The organism is Maccoyibacter intestinihominis (assembly GCF_040096355.1).
GTDB lineage: Bacteria > Bacillota > Clostridia > Lachnospirales > Lachnospiraceae > Maccoyibacter > Maccoyibacter intestinihominis.
Genome location: NZ_JBBMEX010000002.1, coordinates 217,843 through 242,203, shown reverse-complemented (window position 1 = coordinate 242,203; position 24,361 = coordinate 217,843). Strand labels below are relative to the sequence as shown.

Here is a 24,361-nt window from a genome sequence, read left to right as displayed (position 1 = left end):
GATCTCCTTTTCTACTCTACTTTTCTTTACCGAACCGCTGTCTGGCATGGAAGATTTTTGGTTTCCTCCTGCACTTCCACACACTCCTCCTGGTCCTTGATTTCCAGTTCTGCATCAATCTCCATCTGCCGGGTAATGTTTTCTTTTAAAAGCTCCTCATACGGGAAAGGCTTTGCATATTCCTGCTTTGCATTTTTTATCTCATTTTCACAGGTCTTAATTTCTTTTTGAACATCTTCTACTGCTTTATCAAGGGCATTCAAGCGGTTTTCCATACGGACCATATTGCCGGAGTCACTGCTTTTTAACTCCACACTATATTCCTTCTCTCCCTGAAGGAACAATACCGGCTCCATCATATCCTTTTGGACAAATACCTGAAATCCCTTATACATACCGACTTCGTGCCTGGTAAAAGCTGTCACACCTTCTATAATCCCACGCAGGACTTCCCCTGCTTCTTTATGCTTCTCATAGACTTTTCCCTGCAGCGTGATTGCAAACCCCGGCTGTACTTCCATAGCCTGGTTCCTACGGTCCAAATCCATTTGAAGCGATTGCAGTTCTTTCTCCAGACTTTGTATCCTTTTCGGGTACTGGAACGTAACCGCATCCTGCAAAGCAAACCGTTTCCCTTCATGTGCAGCTTTTAAAATTCTCAGACGTGCCACTTCATTATCTACTTGTATTTTTTCCATAATCAGGGGATTTTCAGAAGCTACCGCTTTAATCTCTGCAAAGTTTAGTACGGTTTCATCTATATCCTCACAGATCCTTGCCAGTTCCCGGCTGGTAAATACCTGGCTGATAAACCGCTGTTTTGTTTCTACAATGCCCCATAAATAAGCATCAAAAGAACCCTTTGTTACATAGCGGTAAATATTGACTTCCTCATTTTCATTCCCCTGGCGGATAATACGCCCTTCCCGCTGTTCAATATCAGAGGGTTTCCAGGGGCAGTCGATATGATGTGCCGCCACCATTCTGGTCTGGATATTGGTTCCTACTCCCAGTTTTTCGGTACTTCCTATAATAATCCGTTTCCTTCCGGCTCTGACATCGGAAAACATACGGTCCCTCTGTTCATCTGTTTTTGCATCATGGATAAAACAGATTTCTTCCTCTGGAACACCTCTGGTAATCAGTTCCTGTTTTAAATAATCATAGACGGTAAACGCTTTCCCAGGTCCGGGTGTCCCAATATCCGAAAAAACAATCTGGGTTCCTTTCTGTTCCTGGGACTGTACATATTCCTGGTAAATGTTTTCTACTGCTTTATTCAGTTTGGAATCCGAATCTACCGGAGCATAACTGTCCAAAAGCCGGGGATCTGTACCCAAAAGCCTTGCTTCCCCGGTAATCCGGAGCATATTGTCGTCCTTTGGATCTACCACACCTCTATGGATTGCTTCTGCCCTTTCCACCATTTCCTGCATACGTTCTTTGACATAATCAGAGGCTTCCGATACTACAACCTTATATTTTCCGTCCTTTAATTCTGGCCGCTTAATATCTAGCATATCAGGCAGAATAATGTCTGCTATTTCTTTAAACAGGTGTATCAGTTCCGGCAGATTGATAAACTTATTAAACCTGGTCCGCATCCGGTAACCAGTACCTTCCGGTGCCAGTTCCAAAGAGCTGGTAACTTCCCCAAACACAGAAGCCCATGCATCAAAATGGTAAATCCCCTTTTCGTGAAGCCGCCTTTCCTGCAGATATAACTGCATCACATAAAGTTCCACCATTGAGTTTGACAGAGGGGTTCCCGTTGCCATAATGACGCCCCTTCCCTGATTTTTTTCGTTGATATACTGGATTTTCATACGCATATCCATAGCCCTCTGGGAACCGCTGGAACCCAGACCCGCAACATTGTTCATTTTCGTAAAAATTTCCAAGTTCTTGAACAGGTGCGCTTCGTCTACAAATAAGGCATCTACGCCTGTTTCTTCAAAGTACATCACATCATCTTTGATTTCTTCATTGTTCAGTTCTTCGATTTTCTGCAACAGTTTTTTCTTTCTGCTTTCCATCTGCTTTATGGACCAGTTCTTTCCTGCTTCTTCCCTTGCCTGGTTAATGGCTTCTACCAGTTGCTCTGCCTGTTCTTCTATCATGGCTCTTTGCCGGTCAGGGGAAATGGCAATTCTCTGGAACTGCGTATGTCCGATAATAATACAGTCATAATCCCCTGTTGCCATTCTGGCAATCATGCGCCTGCGGTTTTCCTTCTGAAAATCTTCTTTTCTGGTAATCAGGATCTTCGCATCTGGGTAGGCCCGCAAAAATTCTGCCCCCATCTGGAAGGTCAGGTGGTTGGGAACCGTAAGAAGGGGTTTCGTTGCCAGCCCCAGCCTCCTCATCTCCATACAGATACAGATCATTTCCAGAGATTTACCAGTGCCTACCGTATGGGCAAGCAAGGTGTTCCCTCCACACAGCAATGCCCTTGCTACAGCATTTTTCTGATAAGGACGCAGTTTTAACAAAGGGTTCAGTCCCGGCAGTTTTAAATAAGAGCCATCATAGCTTCGTTGTCTGTCGCAGTTAAAGGTTTCATTGTAAAAATCCACATATTTTTTTCTGCGCTCTGGTTCCTTAAAAATCCAGTCCCGGAAGGCTTCTTTTATCTGCTCCGCCTTATCCCTGGCAAGCATGGTTTCCTTCCGATTAATCACATAACGCACCTTTTCCCCTTCCTGCACCCGGTCCCGTATGGTCACAATCCGGCTGTTTAACAGTTCCTCTATAATGCTGATCGCATCCATAAATCTTGTGCCATAGGTTTCCCTGGTACGAATGGTTCCTCCAAAAAAATTTCCCCTGTCAATATGGTAAGACATATCTGCATCTAAGCGCTCAATCTTGAGGGCATGGCCACTATGAGCGCAATAGTTTCTCTGGTTGCTCTCCGGGATTTCCAAAAGCTCATATATAAACTGTTCGTAATCCTCATTTTCAATCCAGGTTGTTCCCAGTTTTACACTGATCTCAGGCGCTGTCAGTTCTTTTGGCTGTACCTTTTCCAGTGCTTCCACGTTGTCTACAAACAAGGGATTGTTCTGCGCATAAATCCTAGCAGTACGGAGCTTCTGCCGCACATTTCCGCTTAAATACTCATCTGCGGTTTCCCACCCTGCATTGGGATCTTCTTCTTTTGCCAGTACCGGGTTCTGGTAGATTAACCCTTTTAATTCCTGGAGCATTTCTTTCCTGTTTCCCAGATAAAGAGAGAGCATATAGGGAATATCCACCCGGTTATATTCTGACAGACTGATATGCAATGCTTCCTGGGCATTTTCCACTTTGTCTATCACATCTCTGGGGCGTATGGTCCTTTTGTAAAAAATATCGGCTTTGGTTACGTTTTTGTCCTCATCAACCACTTCCAGGGAAGATAGCAGGGGGTAATCATTGTCCTGCCGGAACGCCATTTTATTTGTCCGGTCACAGAAATATCCATGCGTTTTCACAAAGGCATCATACAAACGGTTTAACTGTTCCTGTGCCTTTTTCAGTTCCTGGTCAGAACAATTTTCCTGCTGTATCTGTAAAATTTCACGCACCAGAAGGCGGATTTTATGCATGGCACGTATCCGGCGCTTCACACTTTCCTTTGCCTGACTCCGGTATAAAGACTCCCCTTCCCGGTAATATACTTCGTCCTGTATCACCGTAAACGTATAATTAGGTATCTTTGGGGAAGCAGCTAAGACGTCCTGCTCTTCCTTCTTTTTTTCTGCTATGCTTTCTTCATAACAGTTTTTAGGAAGCTCTCCAACTGCGTCCAAAATTCTTTTTTCCAGGTCAAAGTCTTCCGCTTCATTGACCAGGGCTGTATATTTGGAATCTTTCCCGAAAAACTGTTCAAACCAGACCATTTTCCCAAGCATCATTTCCGGGTGTTCCAGATAATACTCATTTACCGGTACCATGTCTTCCGTAAGCCCTGTATAAGTCCAGATTGGCTCCCCAATCGAAGGCTCTGCTTTTTTCTGAAAAAACAAAAGGTCACTGGTAACTGCGGTATTGGCGCTCTTTCCAAAAGAATCTGCCGGAAGCCGGACTGCCCCTAAAAGGTCTGCCTGTTCTGCCAAATTTTTTCTCACAGCGCTGTCATTTTTATCCAACGTCCCTTTTGAAGTTACCACTGCCAAAATGCCTCCTGGCCGAAGGAGGTCCATGCTTTTCCGGATAAAATAATCATGGACTTTCAACTTCATCTTTTTATATCGGGGATCATACAAACGGAAATCCCCAAAAGGCACGTTTCCTACAATTACATCAAAGCTGTTATCCTCAAATTCCGTTTTTTCAAATCCTTTAATCTGGATACTGGCTGAAGGGTGGAGCTTTTGTGCAATCCTTCCGCTTATGGCATCAATCTCCACGCCATAAAGCTGGGATTTTTGCATACTTTCCGGAAGACCATGAAAAAAGTTTCCAATCCCCATAGCCGGTTCCAGAATTTTTCCCTTCTGGAATCCAAACTGCTCCAGGGCTTTATAAACACCCCGCACGACTTCCGGCGGCGTATAAAAAGAACTGTTGACACTGGCCCTTGCCTGGGCGTATTCTTCTGCGGTCAACAGTTCCTTCAATTCCTGATATTCTTTTTTCCACTCCGGGCGTTTACTGTTAAAAGCATTTGGCAGCCCGCCCCACCCTACATACCCCGCAAGAATTTCCTGTTCTTCTTTTGTGGCATTTCTCTCTTCCTGCTCCAGTGTTTTTAAGATACGGATTGCCCGGATATTTTTCTGATACCGGCTTTTATCCCCACCGGTAAACTGCAACCACCCTTCTGGGTAATAATAATCTCCGGCTTCTTCCTTGCCTTCTGTCTGGACAGAGGTTCTTCCTTCCTGCCAAAGCTCTTCCTTTTTAAGAATTTCGCTATATTCTTCCCATAATGCCGGAAACCAGGGAAGCAGACGGTACATATTCTCCTGCTGCTCTAAGGTTTCTGAATCTTCGGTATAGGCAATCTGGTCCTCCTCTGCCAGATGTGCAGTAAGCCCGCCAAACTGATCCCAGGAAAGTTCCTGCAGAAAATCTTGGCTTTCCGGCAGGGTGATCTTAATCCCATTTTCCTGAATACAAAGCTCATAGCTTCCATGTTCTGTCCGCACCAGATAATAAGGCTGGCCTTCCGGTACTTCCCGAAGCAAAAGCATCTTCAAAAAATGGTCTTTTTCTTCCGGTAGCTGATTGGTCGTATAGACCAGACAGAGCATTTTCTTTAAAATATCCGCCTGGATATTCTGTTTATAAAAGGCTATGCCAATCTCTTCTAATGGGATTGGTTCCTTTTCCTCAATCACTTCCTGCACTTTCTCTGGCTGTAAGGTTTCTTCCTCTGTTTCTTCCCCATTTTCTAAGGCTTCCTCCGATACAGATAACAAAGGAAGATAGGTCCCTTTTTCAATCCGTTTCCCAATTTCCAAAGAAACTTCGTCCCAGTACCAGAACGCCTCCTTCATGGAAGTTCCCTCACTCCAAAGGATATAAAAACCACTGGAACCGCTTTCTGCGGTCAGGATACCGTCTTTTGTATGGGCTTCTCTTTTTACATCTCCATACAATTCATAAAGATAAGCTTCCCGGTCTGTTTCCTCTGGATTGTTCCGGTAAAACTCATAAATTTTATATGGTATCTCCTGCTCCGTCATTTCCAGAAGAATTTTCTCTTTCTGCCAGTTTTCCGGCTGTGCAGGTTCTATCTCCCCAGACAGAAAAGGAACCGCCGAAGCAGTTCCTTTCTCTGTATCCTCTTCTGTTTTTTCCTGTTTTATCCGATCCTGAGCTGAATGATCTCCTCCATAACCTGTTTCTGTGCTTCCATATCCGCCTGTATCCGAAGGTTGGTCATTTCCAACGTGTTGTAAGGGTCTATCCTGTCCTCCCTGGTCCAGGTCTTCAGAAAACTTTCTGCCAGTTTCTCGTGGTATTCCTCCGCTTCTGTCTGGATTTTCATAAGCCGCTCCATCAGTTTCCCGGACAGGAGCATCATTTCGTATTGTGCCTGGTCCGTTCTCTTCATTTCCTGTGCTGCGATCCTGCCGTAACGGTTCAGGGACGCCAGCATCTTCTCCTCGCTCATCACGCCCTCTAAGACTGGTATCTGTACGCCATTCATTTCCCTGTACTGGATTCCTGCGATTCCTTCCATAATACTGCCTCCTTTCAAGGTCTATGTTCTTCATGGTCCTTGCAATCTGTAACACAATCCGCCCAGATAAATGGGATACTAACCGTCCTGTCCGGTACAGAACCTCCTCATTCTCTGAAAAACCGCAGATAAAAGAAAAATCCAGGGTGTCATCTCGGATACCGCAGCGGCTTTTCACCGCATAACAGACACTGTTTACAAGAAACTCTGTAATCTGGTTTTCTTTTACCTCCTGTCCCTCTCCGATAAGGACAGCCAGCTTCTGCAAGGATTTTAAAATTTCATCTTCCTCTTCTATCATAAACCAAACATTTGTTCTTGTAAAGGCGTCTAAAGAATTTTTAAACTTTTTTTCCTGTTCGTAGATTTCCGGGAACAGCTCCCTTGCCAGCAGTCTGCGGTTTGTCCCATTCACCTGCCAGTTCCAGGGCCGGATTCCCTGTCCCTTTACATCTTGAATATCATAAACATGGGTAACTCCTTCCCCGAAAATTTTGGAAGGAAATACTGCAATTCCTTTACTTCCTCTGGCAACCGGCAAATCCATTTCCAGCCAGGCATCATATCCTGCAAGAACGGACGCATCTGGGCGCTGGGCATATACCATACAGGTATTTAAGAAGTCCAACTGATACAAACGCCCCATGCAGGAAAGGAAATTTTTCCAGGAATCCTCCGACTCTGAAATCCAGTGTATGGTTTCCTCATACAGTTCCCGTACTTTTGTGATATGCTTCATCTGCTGTTCCTTCTTTCTTTTACAGGTACCAGTTCTTTTGCAGAAATATCACGATAGGAAAAATCATCTGCCCCCAGCACGATTTTTTCTGCATAATAATCTGCTTCTGCTTTTGCAGTTGCCTCCAGTTCATTCCTGCCCCGGTATCTTACTTTTTTCTCCAGGACTTCTGTTATGGTCACTTCATATTCTTTTTCGTCCATGCTTCTCCTTTCTTACTGCAAGCGGCTGGGTCTTCCATACAGCCCAATGTTCGACGGATTGAACGGGTCATTCACTACTCCACGTCTGCTGTTGGCTGCATGTACCATTCTGCCATTACCAACATAAATTGCCACATGGGAAATATTGCGGAACTGCCCATTCTGCTCATAAGAGTAAAAAATCAGATCTCCCGGCTCCAGTTCGCCTTCTGTAACTTCCAACCCATGTGTTACCATAAATTCTCCCTGGGTAGAGGCAATCGCCGGAAGGGAAATGCCTACCTCCTGATACAACCGCTGTACCAGGGAACTGCAATCATAATATCCTTCCTCATACCGGTGTTCCTGACTGTATTTGCAGCCTACCTTCGTCAGTGCCAGATTTGCAACGTCACTTCCTACGCCAAAGGAAGGGATCTCATTTCGGAATTCCTCACTCATGACTTCCCTTAAAAGTTCTTCTTCTTTTTCGGTCAGCTTTCCAAGTGCAATATAGTCCTCATAATTCAGGTTCTTGACGTAGCAGCCCTTCTTTGTTACCGTAATCTCATTTTCGTCCCCATCTGCCAGAAACGCTTCAAAAGTCTGATGTCCCCAGGCAGACGCAGTTGCATGATCTGCACAGAAAACATCAAATTGTACCCCATACCGGTCAAATGCTCCGGTATCTTCTACGGTATATTCAATCCCGTTCATAATGATCCTGGTTCCCATAGGGACAAAGGGGTTTTGTGCATCTACTGCAATGGTATGGTCCGGTTTTGGCATGACACCGGAGGCTGTAGGTCCTCCTGCCCACTGTCCACAACAGATACTGCACTGGCAATAACCGCTGGTGACAACATTTCCCAGGCTTTCCCCTGCCTTTATGGTAGTGGTTATGGTCGTGTTTTCAAAACTGTTCATTTCATCAAAGATTTCCTTCAGCTTGTCCTTATGCCGCTGATCCATATCCACACCTATATCCCCGGTTCCATACTTCACCATATAAACCATTAAAGTATCATAGTAATTACTCACATAATTCCCGTTTTTCTCATGGAGATAGGTAACTGCCCCATCTTCCCCATTTTGTCCAAGTTTTGTATTAAAGTCCATGTAGTAACCGCTTAAAACTTCTCGGACGGTAGGGTTCTCCTCAGACGGATTTGGCATGAACGCACCAAGTGGCGAACAGTATAAGAGGAAAAAGATAATCACTACAGGGATTGCCACCACAAGAAGAATACTGAACAGCGGAGCCAAAAGCGCCCCGGCAAACTGGACCACCTTCAGCATAAACACAGAGGCTTTCATCTTTACAATATCTTTTGCCACCTGTGCCAAACTGTCCTGCTGCCCATTTCCGGTGAGCTTATTGATCATATACTGGATTTTTCTCTGCCGGACTGCCTGTTTTTTCTGTTTCTCCATCTGTTTCTTTTTCACTGCTTTTGTTTGTCTGTAAAACTGCTTATTGGTGATCTTCCCATCTGCCTGTTTTACCTTTAATTCCTGCTCTGCCTTTCTATAATTCCGATCCTTCCACATCTTTTCTGCCGGTTTTGTTGCTGTCCCCATGACATAAAGGGAATCATTGACTTCCTCCCCGCCCTCTAACTGGGTCAATATAGCAGCCTCTCCCCGGCGTACCCCTTTTATGGCAGTCTGCTTCGCCAGGGAAGATTTTTTTGTTTCCGCCAGCTTTGCAGCCTGTTCCCTCCGATACTGTTCCTTCGCCTGGAAACCAGCAGAGGGCTGACTGTTTGGTGCTACCCCCTGTTTCATCTGATCCGGCTGTAAGGTTCCCGGTACAGATACGGTGCTTTTGGCCTTTCCATTTTGTTTTCTATCTTCTGCTGCTCCCCGGATTGCTGCCTCTTTCCCGGCTTGCTTTTTCTTTTCCTTTTGTTTTTCAAACAGCGCTTCTCTGCCCTGCTCCGGCTGTTTCCCTTTTTCTGCCCCTTCTTTTTTCTTTCTCTGCCCTAAAAGATCGGCCACCGGCTTAGAGGTAAAAGCAGCTTTCTTTTCCTTTGCAGATAAAATAGGATTTTTCTTATGCACCGTCACCTGGGCTTCTTTTTTTAATTTCAGCTCCGGCTCTTTTTCTTTTTTTACCTTAATCTCCAAAGCAGTCCCCCTCTCCGGGGTTTAATTCTTCTGCCTGATACCAGAGCGCCTGAAACAGATACCCCTGTTCCTTTTCTCTGGGTGGTGGACCGTACTCCTTTTCCAATTCCTGAAAGGCTTCCATAAGGTTTCCGGAAAATTCCTGGTAATCATCTTCTGTCAGGATATATTTTTCACTGAACAGCACCTGCTCCAATTCCCCCACTTCTACCAAATGGTCTATGTCTTCCGGGGAAAGTGGCGGTCCCAGTCTGTCATAAGTCTTTTCTTTCAGGTAGGAAAACTGATAAAGTTCCGTCTGCTGCGGTAAAATCTTCTCCTTACTGCCATCAAAGAGCAAAAAAATAGCTTCCGCTTTTAAGAAAACGGAAACCTCAGCTTGCTCACCATATTTTAGTGCCTGCTCCTTAGAAGGAAACTCCAGCCAGTCCGGAATACGGATTTCCAGCATCCAGGCTTCATACTGCAGTCCAAAAGATAATTGATATTTTGCGATAATTCCTCCTCCCTTCCACTACAAATAGTCATAATAAATCTCATTGGTATCTTCATGAAAGGACAATTCATACTGTCCGGGGATACCAGGATCTTCCATCCACCAACGGAAAAAAGCATCTACATCTGACCATAAGCGGGAATTGCACTGCCTTCCTGCAGCTTTCCTTAACTCCAGCATTTTAGCAAAAGCCCGCCGGTAAGCCCTCTCATAGGTCGGGAAGATGCGGAACTCCCGGTATCTTTGTTTTCCTGCCATAGGACAGCCTACACAGCCAACCCGGTGAAATCCCATTTCGTAAAGAGGGTTCATGGGTATTTTCTCTGCCTGGATATACTCCCAGACCTGCTGGTCACTCCAGTCAACAATGGGATTGCATACGTGTTTGCCCCTTGACAGGCATGATTCAAAGAGTCGCCTGGTATCATCATTATCATTATTTAAAATAATGGCACGTTTTTTTCCATTTGGGACAAAGTTTTCATAAATCCCCCTGTTTTTCCTCCGCTTTCGGCTTTCTGCCCACCGGACACCTGTGGTGATAAAACGCCCAGCCCCACCATTTTCTTTTAGAACCTCACAACAATACCGGATAGTCCTGGTAGGAGGGATCATTTTCATGGGGATCAGGCTCCACATAGTTATCCGCTGCCCTTTATAGTAAGGTTTATTGATACTACAAGTTATACCGGCCTGTTCTGCCTTCTGAAACTGTTCCCTCACATAATAAATAGTCTGTGGGGCATCTGCAGTAGTCAGGTTGTGCATCAGTTCAAATGGCACGCCGGAACGCCGTACCAGTTCCCTGCATACGGCGCTGTCTTTTCCTCCACTGTCCGTCACTACCAAAGGAAGCCCATAATGTTGCAGGGACATCTGGCTGGCAGTGCGGATACGTTCTATTGCTGTTTTTTCTAAATCCAATTTTTTTCAGGAGGGAAGATATCTTTTACATGGCCAAAACTCCGCCTCCTTTCCTAATTTTATCTGCCGCCCCTTTTTGGCGGCTCATATCCATTTGCTGCATACGCTTCTACGGTCATACCGTATGACTCTGCTTCCTGTCGTATCTCTTCCATAACCTGTTCTTTGTATGATTTATCCGGACAGGCAGTTGCAAAATCCCGGATATCCGGCATACAAGGCAGCTCCTTCCCTGTATTTAATGCAATCCTGCTTTCCCGGATATAGGCAAGCATGGCTTCCTGATATGCTTTTCGTGATGCGTCCCCCTGCGTCAGTAAAGGGACTTTCTTTTCTATTTCCTGTTCTTCCAGAACCGCTGTTTCCAGTTTTTCCAGGTTGCAGAAATACTGAAGGGTAGGAAGCATCTCCTCCAGTACCCATCTCATTTGCTGTTGTTCATGTTCCCATTCTTCTGTTGTCCTGGCGGTCTGTTTCATAAGCTGCTGCCCTTCTTCTGTATGGAGATAATAATCTGCAAATGCTTTTACATGATCCAGCAGATTTCCTTCCCCGTCACCAAAATCCTGGCGCCCGGTATAAGACATGACTTCCCCCTCTGAGAGAAAACAGATTTCAAAATGTGTTTTGTAATAACCTGCCATATCTTTCTCTTCCACTGCCTGCCGATCCAGCTTTCCGAACAATTCTACCGCTTGATTTAATGGCATGGCTTCTTCCAATGGAATGTCCGGGTGTTCACTGATCCGCACATACACAAAGGGTTTCAAGTCCACCGGCGGAATAAGTTTTACCTGTTCCAGTGTTGTCTTTAGCTTGTCTGCCTGTTCTTTCAACTCTGATTTCTGCTCAAATATCTTGCTTCCCAGCCACCTGCTGTATTCCTCTTTTCCGTCTTGACATAAGGCTTTCCATATAATAGCTTCCTTATGTTCTGCTTCTTTCGGATAAAAGGTATGGTAAAAATCAGGGTCAAGATTTTTTTCCAGTTTTATCATTTCATCTGCAAAAACAGTAGCCTCCAAGGTTTTCTCTGTTAAAAGCCCTTTGGTATCAATGACTTTTGTTTCCGGAAGATAAGCACTCAGTTCCCTGGCAGCTATAAAAACCTCTGGGTATTGGTTTTGATCATAGATATCTCTCAAAAGATCCACATCCAACTCCCCGTTATAAACCAGGGAAAATTCCAATGGAATACCATCTTCTTCCTCCACATGAAGCCCAATTCCTTTTCCTGCATTCAACCTTTCAGAAGGAATACTCTGATAGATCTTTACTGCCTCTTCTGCACTGTGGATATCCTCCCTGTATTCTCCATAGCGGTTAAATTCCATACATTCTGCCACATAATACGTTGTCAAACGTCCGGTGGCATTCTCGCCCATCTCACCTTTTTCCACGTAGCAATACCTCCTTTTTATGCACAAAAAAAGCACTACCGTTTTTAGCGATAATGCTCTTTGTGTTACTTCTTATTTTCTTTTTAAATGATACAGCCATGCTCAATCAGCTTCTGCTGTCTGGTCGTTAAAATAGAATATTCAAGGCTTTCCCTGTCTTGATGCAAGTAAAAACAAACAGGTTCCCTTAATTTGCTCTTTTTCGGAACAAGCTCAAAGGCAAATTGCCCACTGTCAAACCGGGCACCATCAAAGTATCCCTGAATGAACCGTTCTTCCGTATTCCCACTATGTAGCAATTCATCAATCATTACTACACCGATATAGTGTTTTTCCCTTAGCGAAGCCTCAATCTCTGCAAGGTAATCAAAAGGAGGCTCGCTAGTCTTCATAACCACAAGAATATTTTCTTTTTCTTCACTTATCACAATCATATCAAAGTTATTCATCTAACTTACTCCTTTCTCCTAATTTCTAAATCACTTCATAATATTCATCAATAATCGCCAATGCTCTTTTAATCAAATCATGAGCACCTTTTATATCCAGCATCTTTGTAGTATCAATTGGTGCTGTAGGGTCATCCCAATGTTCTATTGGATGGCGATTGCTGTTATAAAACGTATAAATATTTCCAATATACTTTACCTGCTCAGGCTTTGCATTTCCATATCTCTCTGGTTTCAGCTTATATTTTACACCTATTTTATCAAACATATCAAAATGATTTTCTTTGATGTACTGCGCATTTGGTATAATACCACATTCTATTAATGCTATTTTTAATTGTGCTTCTACAACACGAATTGCCGGCTGAGCCAAATATGTTCCATCAAACATATCATCTGTGACCTTTAAATTATACACAGCCTGATGAAGAGATCTTTCCATTTTCTTAGACGGTAGCTTATCATAAGCATTTGGCATATAAAACTGAAATTCAGAGCGAACCTCGTCTTTATCTATGTTAAGATTATATGTGTCATTAAAAATTTTAGGAATTTCTTCTACTTCTATTAATTCAGTAATATATCCAATAATAGTAGAAAATAACACTTCTGGTCTTCCTTGCATTACTACTTTATTATGCTTTTGATAATGTGTCACAACTACTCTATCTTTACTTTTGTTACATTTTAAAGAAACTGCTTTTCCATGAGCAATCTTTTTTTCATCTATAATTAGATTGTCTTTTCCAATTTCATCAACAGCAAGTGCTATAACTGTTGACAAATCTTCATCTGAAATTCCCTCAACTGTAAACCAAAAATCGCCTCTTTTAACTTTAGGAATCCCATTACCTTCTGTTAAAGCAGCTTTGGCTAATTTATCTGCTTCTTCATTATAATGATCTCCAGAATGAGCTTTTACCTTTTGATAAGAAATTTTTAGAATATCTGATTTACTCTTCATAAAATTTGCATATTTCTGAGTAAGTGTATTCTTTGCCTTCCATTCTCCTTGAGCCCACTTTTCAATTCCTTCATAATCATAACGAAGTTCTAAGTTATGATAACCATTCTTAATTGCCCATTGTACTGCATACATAGCACCAAGCATTTCACCAGCAACATTTCTAATTGCTAAAGAGTCCGGTTCATTTCCATTTCCTGATTCTCTAATAGTTTCTCCTCTTGGTGTAAGAATAATACACCCAAAAGCATATTTTCCTATTTTCTCATCAAAACTACCATCTACATATACAACTAACTGGTTTGTTGTGTTCTCTTCTATATCTACTTTTTTAATTTCTTGTATCCTATTCTCTAAATAGTTTTTCGCTTCCTCTTCTGTTTCAAAACCTTTATACTCTGCTCCCGGATATCCACTTACCGACTCTTTACACTCATTCCATGAATAAAACAAACCGGTTTGCTTACCCTTTTTTACAGCATAAACTTTTTTCTTTGCCATGTATACTCCTTCAAGATTTGGGATTATAGCATAATACAACCTGTTCGTCAAGAATTTTATGTTTACACTTTGACGATATTTGTCTATTTAGCTACTTTTATTTTCTGTTTCTTATTTTATTATACATGTTCTGTCAAAACCAGTCAATGTATTTCACTGTTGCAATAATTAATGTACCTTCTCTTTCTCACTCTTTACATAAGGAAGAGATTGCTCTGCTGCTACTTCTTCCATTTGAAAGTATTCTGGTAGTATGTTTTCTTCCCTGAAACTAAAATACCGGTTCTCAGCCACCACGATATGATCCAACACCTCAATCCCCATAAGATTGCCGGCTTCTGCCAATCGCTTTGTCACTTCTATATCATGCCTGCTTGGTTCTGGATCACCGGAAGGGTGGTTATGTGCCAAAATGATACTGCTGGCATTGGATAAAATCGCAGATTTGAATACTTCTCTTGGGTGAACCAGTACACTATTTAACGTTCCCATACCTACTACGTTGACATTAATAACCTGGTTTTTTGTCCGAAGGTTTAAAATACAGAACATTTCCCGGTCACAATCTTTTAAAAAATCCTGAAAGAGTTCTGCCACATCACAGGGATTTTTTAATTCTTTACTACTGTATAGAGGAGGTTCTTCCACCAGGCGTATACTTACCACATCTATTTTATGTGTCTTCTCCATGTTCTTCCTTTCCAAAACAAATCTCCAGCATAATTCCCTCCGGCAGATTTTTTAAAAGTCTTTCCAACTGTTCTAAATTCATTTCTATTTGATATGTTTCAGCCATTCTGCCACCTTTCCCATGATATACAAAAAGAGTGCCTGATAAAAGAACTGCACTCTTTTTGTCCTATCCTTTTTCTACTTTACCGACTTATAATTTTTGCTGTTGCCTAATTTTTTCTCGTCTGTCATACCTTTTCCTTTACAGATAAAAGAAAAAGTTCCTTTCAGATTACATTACTCCTGCTTTGTCTGCAACGCCTTTTCGTGAAGGTTGGTATTGAAAAGCGCATACAGCGGATTGGCTTCTTTTTCCATACGGTTATCAAATGGAATACAGGTATTTCCATACTTAATGATCCCCGTACCGGAAGGAGAATTATCTACATATTTTAATTGTGCTTCTGGAATTCCTGCTGCAGTGGATAATTCCTGACTGTCTACATTGGACTGCTTTAACAGGGCAATAAACTCACTGTTCCCCAGCATGGTCATGGCTGTATAGTTCTGCAGCATATCAACCAAATTTTGGGTGATTCCTGTGCATAGTCCCCCTTGCTTCCTCACTTTTTTCCAGAGGCTGAACAAAAATTTCGCACTATACTCCCGGTCAAGAACCGTATGGAACTCATCTATATAAAGCCAGGTTGCCCTTCCTTTCTTTGCGTTTTCTGCAATCCTGGCACTGATATTTTCCAGCATGACCAGAGTGGAAATGGCTCCCAGCTCTTTCCCCAGGTCCCTGGTACCATAGACAATGAACCTTGCCTGTACATTCACATTGGTATGGTTATTGAAAATATTTAAAGAGCCATTTACAAACAGCTCCAACGATAAAGCAATGTCCTTTGCCTCTTCTTCTGGCTGCTCCAACAATAACTCATAAAATTCTGACATGGTAGGGATATGCTTTTCCCTTGCCTTTGCAATGTCGATATACAGCTTTCGTACACAACGGTCTATAATGGATTTATGGCGGCTGTTTAGATTATCCCCGTAACATTGTTCACACAGCCCCAGCATAAATTCTCCTTTATCTCGGATATATCCCTGGGAATCGTTTAAATCCAGCGCCCAGACATCCATCTCCAAAGGATTGATGTAATTCTTTGTATAGGTAGACAGGTTAATGATTGCCGCCTGGTTTCCCAGGGCTTCTGCAATATCAAAATATTCCAGTGTCGGATCGATACAGATAATATCATCATCTGTTCCTAAGAACACCTGCAGCATTTCCGACTTACTGAAATAGGATTTTCCGGAGCCGGGGACACCGAATACCATTCCATTTCCATTTGCCAGTTTTTTCCGGTTTCCAATGCAAAGGTTATGAGAAACCTGGTTAATGCCATAGCAGACGCCGGACTTTTCGTTTAATTCCTGTACATTAAAGGGAAGAAGGGCTGCAATATCCCTTGTGAGCATGGTCCGCATTGTGCTGATCTGCCGGTTTCCCACTGGAAGTATGGTATTCATAGCTTCCCTCTGCTGATAATAGTGGGTTTCAATCTGGCACATGCGTCCATTGCCGATATTTTTAATGGTTTCGGTTACACTGTCTAGCTCCTTCTTGTCCTCTGCCATGATCAGGAAATTAACCCCTGTATAAAACAGGTTCTGGTCATTTTCCCGCACGTCGTCCATAAGATTTACAATCTTCTCCTTCTGGACTTTCTTGATATGAGAAATGTCACTGGAAAAGTCGTTATTTTTATTACGGACTCTCTGCTGCTTTAAAATATCATTTTCAATGCCCAGATATTTCTTCTGAAGAACCTTATTTGCCAGTTCTTTTGGTACTGGTACAATGCAGATTGTAGTGATGCTATGAACCGGAAGACTGGTAATCTCATTTAAAAAGGTATCCGATAAAGAAGACGGATATTTTTTAATGAATAATGCCCTGCATTTTTTCCGTTCCGTTTCAAAATAACCTGGGTAAAACTGCATATACCCTGGTGAAATATCATTTTTAGGATCACCGCCCTTTTTTAACGCCTGTCTGAAATCAAAGGAGAATTGTTCTTCTTCCCCTATACGGTAAAAATTGAAAAGTACCCGCAGCCGCTCTTCTGCATTTAATTCTTCAATGCAGGAACCAAGTTCTCCAAAGTTCTGTTTTAAGGTAGCTTCAAAAGTGGCAAAAAATGCTTTTGCCTGTTCGTAGGATTTCCGTTCTACACATACAGTCAGCAGTTTTTCCTGCTCAATCCCCTGCCTTCCATCTACAATGCGCTTTTCAATAATCTGGTTATAACTTCCACGCAGCCAGTTAAAACCATCTCCTTTTTCCTGGAAAAGTACATGCTCCCGGAAATCCTGCATATTTTTATTCCGATTAAAAATGGTAATAAGAAAATATACATCAATGGCATTTACCGTCTTACAATACTGCTTTAAAATCCGCATCTGTTCTTCTGCACCTGCGGTTACATAGTTAATATCCAAAAAACGATATGTCTTGGAATATATCCCCTTCCCTACTTCAAAAATGCCATTTTCTGCAATTCTCCCAATCCCCATGACTTCCTGAAGATATTTCGGGGATTTTACTGCTTTATCTGCTTTTTTTAACTGGTCAAACTTATCTGAAAAAATTGACAATCTCTAATTTCCTCCTTTCAGGCAGATGGGACCACAAACACAGCAGCTTCCATCTGCCGCTACATGTCTGTGTATCCCTCTCCTGAAATGGAGAGCAGGCGCTATTTCACGCCTTGATTGAATATTCTGGTCAACGGTACATCTTATACCACACCGCTGCTGCCGCACCAAGTACAATCATCACTACCGTTACGATTCCCATACGGATTGCCTTCTTTTTCACCACGTTGACATCACCACCTTTCTTCTCTTTTTTCTGTTCCTTTTTCCTTTGCTGTACTTCCCGTTCTTCTTCCTGACGGGTTTCCATATAAATCTGTTTCAGTTCCTGCACCGATTCCGTAGAGCCATACACCAAAGGGCGGTTAAAAAAGGAAAAATAAATCATCTTCCCTGCAAACTGCCAGAATGTCAGCCCATGATAGTTATAAAACCCAGTCAGTGCCAGAGGTACAACAAAAGGGGTTGCCACATAACAGCTCAAAGTAATCCCGATTTTTTCATACAAAAGCAGGACAATCCCAGTTCCTACGCCCAATGCCAATGCCGAAAACAAAAACTGTTTTGCTGTAAGTCCTAGAACCAGGGATTCTTTATAATGCTGTAGGTCCTCACTTAATTCAATCTCCATACATAACCTCCTGTATCTGTTTTTTATCTGCTCTGTCTTCGCTCTTCCTGCATGGTTTTCTGTAATCCATGTTGATTGCAAAAGGCGGCAACCCCAGCCTGGTCAAACTTACGCAGCTCCTCCAGATGAAATTTCACCACCGCGTACTGCCCCATACCGGATTGTGCCTTCCAGGGAAGCAAAGTTCCCAGTCCATGCTCCTGAATAAATTGGATATTTTCCTTACTAAAATCACCGCTGATACAGGCAGTTCCAGGTTCCAGGCAATATCCGGGAAGGTTTACGGTCAAATCTGAAAACGGTTCCCACGCCCCATCTTCCTTACTATACAGTTCCACATAAAGGTTCTGGTTCATTGCGTAATAATCTACCCGCAATGCCAGTTCTTCGGTTCCATACGCCCATTGAAAATCTGCTGTTTTGATTTCCTTTTGAAATTCTGGATTTTTTACTTCTCCCCGTTCCTGGTATGCCTGCTCATAGGCTGCATATCCCTCCGGGTCTAATTTCTTTAAAGTTTCTTCCTGAAATTCAAACAGTGGATATTCCATACAACCAGAACAGCAAATTTCTTCTTTTAACTGTCCAAGCCCGTTTTTTTTGACAAATTCTACGATCTGCTCCAGATCATAGCCTGGGAGCAAAAAGGTCTGGTTCTTTTCCAGCGGAATTCCCATATCTGTGGTCAATTCAAAAAGTTTCCATATCTCTTCCTCTTTTTCCGTAAACACACAAACTTTGATGTTTTTATCAGCCGGATAAGTTGCAACTTCCAGCCAGACCTCATAGATCTCCCCATTGCCAAAATCCAGGCTGAGTTTTTCTTCCTGTTCCATTTACATATCCTCCCTTCTTACCGGCTCCTGCTCTTTGCAGACAGAAGCCTTTCTTTTCCCTTTTCAAAATATTCTTCATTAATTTCAATGCAGATTGCATTCCGTTCATTTAAAAGTGCTGCTTCCCCCAGGGAAAACGAACCTGCAAACTGATCCAGTACCCACTCCTTTTCTTCTGTTACAAATCCAAGGATCTGCTGCAAAAGTTGCACTGGTTTTTCTGCCTGATGAATACGGGAGTTTTTCCCTGGCGGTTCAATGTCAAAGACCGTTGGAAGCATTCCCCTGGCGCCTGACATATAGTGGGATATTCCTGGCTCCGCCTTATCCTTTTTCGCATCTGGGCGTAAATTCCTGGCTTTTCCTTTCGTAAAAAATGCAATCTCTTCCGTATTTTTAGATTTTCTTCCCGTATTGGCAACGAAATTTCCTTTTTTCCAGGCGACTTTTGCATAATATTCAAGTCCTGCTTCTTTCGCCATTTTTTTCATCTGATAGAGGTGTTCATAATTTTCCCCATTTTCTTCCGGCATGAACTCTACCAGAAAACACCCTTTTTTCAACACCCGGTATTTTTCATCAAAGTCTTCCTGCGTATATTGAAAACATTCATAGGCGGCAAAATCCCGGTTTCCCCCTTTCAGGCTTTTTTTCAGGTCATAAGCATGGTCTGTAATAATGGCATCTATACTGTTATCTTTTAAAAAGCTCAAATCCCTTCCATTTCCCTGAACCAGCATACAAGTTACCTCTTCTCCGTCCTGTTCTTTGGTAACCGTATAGACTCCTTTGGCTATCCTGGAAAAAAGCCCCTTTTCTATTCCCTCATAAATTCTTGCCCGGATACTGGGTTCTTTTACCTCTTTTACCTGTTCTACACAAGCCACTGCTTCTTTAAGGCTGAAGCATTCTGCGTCCTGAAAATATTCAAATAGTGTCATCTGTATCCCTTTTTCCTGCACAATCCTTTCCTCCTACAATCCCAGTGCCCTGGAAGTCAGGTTCTGCGCTCCTTTTACAGTGCCTACCGTCAGCGCAACCGTAAAGGTCATTTCCCCCAAATAAATCAGGGTTTTGGCCCAGTCCTCATAATCTCCGGTAAAGGTCGGAAGTCCGGAGGAAATAAACTGGTTACACAAAAGGATTGCCAGCGCCATTGTGACTGCCTCAAAAACGACACTGATAAAATATTTCATATAGGCTACAAAGGTATTGCTAAGCCCCCGGTTTCCAGCCAGGGTACTGCTGGCAATCGCCCCAAAAGGTACAATTACCATAATTTTCAAAAAGCGGAAATAAACATTGTACAGCAGGAAGAAACCACAGATAATAACGATTAAAGACAGGAAAACAGCAAGTATCAGGAACACGATACTGGTTCCAAATCCCAAATCTTTGATCACTTCTGCCTGCGCCGGGTCAATGGATAACTCCACACTCTGGTTTTGCCCCAAATGCCCCACCAGGTTTCCACAGGAAGTAAACAGGGCTTTCATAATGGTAATGTTATAAGATACCAGCCACTGTGCAATGGCAACCCGGATAAACATACGGAGGATTGCTTCAAACCGAATTTCTTCCCGGATATCTACCGACTCTGCACAAAACCCAATGACGAAAAAAAGGACTACCAGGGCAGAGCCTATCCCAACAAAAAGGGGTTCAATCCCTTCAATGATCCCCCAGGGCCCGCCTCCTTTGAACCCGGTAGGGGACTGTCCTAAAAGTTCAAATACGAGGCTGACCTGGTTATTCCAAAATCCAAACACGATTTCCAAAAGTGCAAGGATCGCCTCTCCTAAATTAAACATCACTTCACCTCTCTTCTTATCTGCTTATCTCAAAAAGAAGAATGGTTTTAGCTAATTCCCAGGAAAGTAAGAACGGAGGAAATGGCTGCCATAATAAGCCCTGCAACAATTCCTTTAATGGCACTGTTCATAGAAGAACTGTCCTGCTGTTGGTAAGCCTGTGCAAATTCCATCACGTTTTTTGCCAGGATAATCACACCCACCGCACCGATAATACTGATCACCAGTGTCTTTAAATTCATAAGCGGCTGTGTTACGTCACTTACCCCGGAAGCCATGACAGTCTGGGGGAACAGGGAAACAGTGGCAGCGCTTACTGCCAGGACTCCCAGTAGAGATTTTTTCAAGCGGTTCTGTTTCTTTCTGATAACCTCTTTGATCTTCATATCTTTTTACTCCTTTTCATGTGATTGATACCGCATTACGCAAAAAGACAGATTTTTGAAAACCTGCCCTGCGTAATGCAAAAACTACAGGTTTCCAAAAATCTGCCTTCTTTAATCCGAGGCTGTTTCTTTTGTAAATTTTTTACGGATTTCCTTCATCTTTTCAGCACTGTTTTTTGTATCTGCCATTTGAAGGATTTTATCATACGAAATTCCAGCACCAATGGCAAGCATGATTTCTCCCAACTGTTCCTCATTATAAACATGGCTTTCTAATAATTCAGAAAGTTTTTCTTCCTCTGTCTGTACCGGTTTTTCCGTTTTCTTCGGCGGCCTCACCTCCTCTACCGTTCTCTTCTTCTGGTTCTCTTTCAGCTCTTCCTCCGAAAAAATCTTCTTAGGAATAGGCTCATAAGAAAAAATTTCATCAAAAGACAGTTCCACAATCTGAACATCTTCTCCCTGTTCCTTTTTCTTCTTATAATAATCCAGGGATTCTTCACTTAAAATCTGTACCGCCTGTTTTTGGGCAGCCATTCTGTCATGGATATAAGGCGCAGCCCCGCCATCTTCTGTTTCCGAAAATCTGGAGTGTGCAAAAGTATTGTATTTCTTATCAATAATAGGATCACAACCCCTGATTAACAAAATACACTCTGAGTTATCCAGCTTTCGGGTTTCGTCCGGTGTCAAAAGCTCACGCCCCAGCACATCATAATTCCGGGAACTGCTCCCTTGCCGGCCTTTGGTTTCCCCACTGCTTTTTTTATCAATGGTTCCTTTTCCCAGGGACTCACTGATATACTTATGCGTGGACTGTTCATTCCCACCAAGATATACCAGAGAATCACAATTACCCGGTATGGTTTCCCAGGTTTTCTCAAACAAAGCCTTGATCTGGGCAAGGTTTTGGATAAAAATGGTACATGAAATATTCCTGGAACGCATGGTACTAAGGAGGCTGCAGTAGTCATCTGGCAATGGCACGTTGGCAAATTCGTCCAGCATGAAATTCACGTTAATGGGAAGTTTTCCATTATAATGGAAGTCTGCCTGGTAATACAATTCCTGGAAAATCTGGGAATAAAGCATACCAATTAAAAAGGCATAACTCTTATCCGAATCCGGCGTTACACAAAAAAGTGCAGTCTTCCGGTTTCTGTCCCCGTCAACACCAATCCCAATCTCCTCAATCTCCATTTCATCATGATCCAGAATCCGCAAAATTTGTGGGTTCTGTAACAATCCCAGCCTTGCATTTGCGGAAATGATGATACTCCTTACCGTATCTCCGGCACCCCGTACCACTTTATTATACTGGATTAAAGCAGGGTGGTTGCTTCCCTTTTTTCTCTCCAGTCTGCGGAAACGCCGGTCTAAATCAGAAGGGGAACCGTCTGCATGGACTTCTGCCTCATTCAAGAGCTGCAAAACCATACGGAAATTCCTTTTCTCCATTTCACACTCCTGCCACACATAAAGAAAAATGGCCTGCAAGTACAAAGACTCGGCTTTCTCCCAGAATGGATCACTGGGCTGTGCGTTTTTCGGAGTGGTATTATTGATCAGGTTAGTAACCAGTTTTACAATATCTGTTTCAGAGCGGATATAGCGGAATGGGTTATATCCGTTAGACTGCTCCATTTCCACCAGGTTCAGCACCCGTATCCGGTATCCATGCGCTTTCAGCATACCTCCGCAGCATCTTAAAATCTCCCCTTTGGGATCTGTAATGATCTGGGAAGCCCTGCTTAACTGAAGGAGATTGGGTTTCACCATGAACAAGGTTTTTCCAGCGCCGCTTCCTCCGATTACCAGGACATTTAGGTTTCTCCTGGTCTTTCTGGTATTCATGGACAGCCTGACATTCTGGGATAAGATCAGATTATTGTGTTCATCTTTATCCGCAAACTGCTTTGCCACCTTTTTCGGATCTGCAAAAACAGCGGTACCAAATTCCTGTCCCGGCATATAGTTTTTCCGGCTGGTTACATACATGACCATACCGATCACATATACAAAAATCCCCAGAATGATTGCTTTTAAGGAAGTTTCGTTCCAATAATTGGCAAACGGGGCTGCCATCACCTGATCCAGACGGTTTAAAAAATAATTGATATCCTTTCCGGGCTGATAACACACGTTCAAGAGATAACCTCCATAGCCGGAAGCTATGCCACCAATAAGATACATGCCCCAGGACTGTTTCTTCTTTTTCTGAATTGCTCCGGTTCTCTACCTCCTTTGCCCCTGTATGGTTCTTCTCCCTGCTTCCAGGTTCTGTTGTGCCTTCCTGTAATTCTGCTCCCTTCTTCTGCGTATCTTTTCCTGCTCCTGTCTGGCACGTTCCCTGTGTACCGGGTCATAGCTTTCCCTATATAAATCTTCCCCCGAAGTTTTTCTAAGAAAACGGTCCTCCAGGTCTAAAATTGCATACTCCTTCTTCTTTTCCAATCCTGCAAAAATCGTCTTATGGTCATTAATCCAGCTAATTTCCGATTTATCCAGCCAGATAAATTCATTCTTACGGTACGGAATCCTGGTTTTGATATGATGCTCTGTTTCTTCATATACCAGCTTCTGGTCTATGGTAATGGCATTCACACCTGGATTGTTCCGTTTCTCCTTTTGGATACGCCGAATGACCTGCATCTTTTCTTCTGTTTCCTGGCTGCTTCCAGTGCTGCGTCTTTTGGCTTCCTCTTCCCCAAACAACTGTTTCCACTGCTGGGAATCTACCAATTCTTCAACCTGTTCCGGTGTCCTGGTCAGTGTCACCGTACCTTCCTTCCCTTTTTCCAAAATCCCCTGTTCTTCCATGTAGCAGATAATCGGCCAGATCTGAAGCCAGGTCATATTCAGACGGGAACGGACATTACTGATCTTCTCCACCTGGTTTTTCGCCAGCTCCCGCGCAACCAGTTCACACTCCTTCGGCTCCGGCAGGGCAGGCTTTTTTACTTCTTCTACCAACTGCTCTACCTTATCCGGCTCTGCATTTTCATAGTATTCATCTAACGTCCCAATATTGGAATGTTCAATTTTTGCCATCATGGACTGAATACGGGGCGCTGCCTGGGAATGGAACAAAATTTCACTCATACCGTCCTTCTCATTTAAATCCGGCAAAATGGAATATAAAATCCCATACTTATTTGCCAGGGCTTTTACCCGCTCCAGGTCTTTTGTTTCAAAACGGAAAACCTGTAAATCGCCTCCCATTTTCAGGAGCTTTTGTACAGAAGTTTTCCCTGACAGTTTTTCCTGATCCAGAACTTTTTTAAATACCGCACAAATATCTTTTACAAACTGCCAGCCTGTATTTCCCATTTTCAGAATGATTTCTGCGCCTTCAAAGGAAACTTTAATAATCTGCGCCGCATCTTGTATTTCACTCATGC

Annotated in this window: 18 protein-coding genes; all 18 read right to left on the bottom strand. The window is 42.9% G+C overall.

Features of this window, described 5'->3' with window-relative positions:
• Positions 1-26: 26 nt before the first annotated feature.
• Entirely contained in the window at positions 27-6,914 is a 6,888-nt protein-coding gene (locus WMO43_RS03095; protein WP_287643036.1) for a helicase-like domain-containing protein, read from the bottom strand.
• Positions 6,911-7,117: a DpnD/PcfM family protein gene (locus WMO43_RS03085; protein ID WP_055056107.1), complete on the bottom strand. Its 207-nt coding sequence runs from the start codon at positions 7,115-7,117 to the stop codon at positions 6,911-6,913. The genes WMO43_RS03095 and WMO43_RS03085 overlap by 4 nt, the downstream gene beginning before the upstream one ends.
• Before the next feature lie 12 nt (positions 7,118-7,129).
• Positions 7,130-9,226, bottom strand: a complete 2,097-nt coding sequence (locus WMO43_RS03080; protein WP_118340002.1) for a C40 family peptidase — start codon at positions 9,224-9,226, stop codon at positions 7,130-7,132.
• Entirely contained in the window at positions 9,216-9,677 is a 462-nt protein-coding gene (locus WMO43_RS03075) for a hypothetical protein (RefSeq protein WP_025577477.1), read from the bottom strand. The genes WMO43_RS03080 and WMO43_RS03075 overlap by 11 nt, the downstream gene beginning before the upstream one ends.
• Positions 9,678-9,740: 63 nt before the next feature.
• Entirely contained in the window at positions 9,741-10,598 is an 858-nt protein-coding gene (locus WMO43_RS03070) for a phosphoadenosine phosphosulfate reductase family protein (protein WP_173725036.1), read from the bottom strand.
• Between the two features lie 107 nt (positions 10,599-10,705).
• Positions 10,706-12,046, bottom strand: coding sequence for an LPD25 domain-containing protein (locus WMO43_RS03065; protein WP_117467690.1), 1,341 nt, complete (start codon positions 12,044-12,046; stop codon positions 10,706-10,708).
• An 83-nt stretch (positions 12,047-12,129) separates the two neighbouring features.
• Positions 12,130-12,495 carry a type II toxin-antitoxin system RnlB family antitoxin gene (locus WMO43_RS03060; RefSeq protein ID WP_021650936.1) on the bottom strand — a complete coding sequence of 122 codons (366 nt, stop codon included), beginning with the start codon at positions 12,493-12,495 and terminating at the stop codon, positions 12,130-12,132.
• A 25-nt stretch (positions 12,496-12,520) separates the two neighbouring features.
• A complete protein-coding gene (locus WMO43_RS03055; RefSeq protein ID WP_021650937.1) occupies positions 12,521-13,960 on the bottom strand; it encodes a ribonuclease H1 domain-containing protein in 1,440 nt (479 codons plus the stop codon).
• A gap of 168 nt (positions 13,961-14,128) precedes the next feature.
• On the bottom strand, positions 14,129-14,650 hold the full coding sequence (locus WMO43_RS03050; RefSeq protein WP_055173282.1) for a JAB domain-containing protein: 522 nt from the start codon (positions 14,648-14,650) through the stop codon (positions 14,129-14,131).
• Positions 14,634-14,756 (bottom strand): hypothetical protein, encoded by a 123-nt coding sequence (locus WMO43_RS03045; RefSeq protein WP_255610470.1) that lies wholly within the window; start codon positions 14,754-14,756, stop codon positions 14,634-14,636. The genes WMO43_RS03050 and WMO43_RS03045 overlap by 17 nt, the downstream gene beginning before the upstream one ends.
• Before the next feature lie 173 nt (positions 14,757-14,929).
• Positions 14,930-17,296 carry a VirB4-like conjugal transfer ATPase, CD1110 family gene (locus tag WMO43_RS03040; protein WP_195956097.1) on the bottom strand — a complete coding sequence of 789 codons (2,367 nt, stop codon included), beginning with the start codon at positions 17,294-17,296 and terminating at the stop codon, positions 14,930-14,932.
• Positions 17,297-17,426: 130 nt separating this feature from the next.
• Positions 17,427-17,927 (bottom strand): PrgI family protein, encoded by a 501-nt coding sequence (locus WMO43_RS03035; protein ID WP_055056111.1) that lies wholly within the window; start codon positions 17,925-17,927, stop codon positions 17,427-17,429.
• A 23-nt stretch (positions 17,928-17,950) separates the two neighbouring features.
• On the bottom strand, positions 17,951-18,763 hold the full coding sequence (locus WMO43_RS03030) for a DUF4313 domain-containing protein (protein ID WP_195956098.1): 813 nt from the start codon (positions 18,761-18,763) through the stop codon (positions 17,951-17,953).
• Between the two features lie 17 nt (positions 18,764-18,780).
• Positions 18,781-19,725, bottom strand: a complete 945-nt coding sequence (locus WMO43_RS03025; RefSeq protein ID WP_287643034.1) for a DNA-methyltransferase — start codon at positions 19,723-19,725, stop codon at positions 18,781-18,783.
• A 12-nt stretch (positions 19,726-19,737) separates the two neighbouring features.
• Positions 19,738-20,574, bottom strand: coding sequence for a VirB6/TrbL-like conjugal transfer protein, CD1112 family (locus WMO43_RS03020; RefSeq protein WP_025577460.1), 837 nt, complete (start codon positions 20,572-20,574; stop codon positions 19,738-19,740).
• 47 nt (positions 20,575-20,621) lie between these two features.
• Positions 20,622-20,960, bottom strand: a complete 339-nt coding sequence (locus WMO43_RS03015) for a hypothetical protein (protein WP_021651237.1) — start codon at positions 20,958-20,960, stop codon at positions 20,622-20,624.
• Positions 20,961-21,071: 111 nt separating this feature from the next.
• Positions 21,072-23,153 carry a VirD4-like conjugal transfer protein, CD1115 family gene (locus WMO43_RS03010; protein ID WP_192926713.1) on the bottom strand — a complete coding sequence of 694 codons (2,082 nt, stop codon included), beginning with the start codon at positions 23,151-23,153 and terminating at the stop codon, positions 21,072-21,074.
• A gap of 42 nt (positions 23,154-23,195) precedes the next feature.
• Positions 23,196-24,359: a PcfB family protein gene (locus tag WMO43_RS03005; protein ID WP_195956100.1), complete on the bottom strand. Its 1,164-nt coding sequence runs from the start codon at positions 24,357-24,359 to the stop codon at positions 23,196-23,198.
• Between the last annotated feature and the right edge of the window lie 2 nt (positions 24,360-24,361).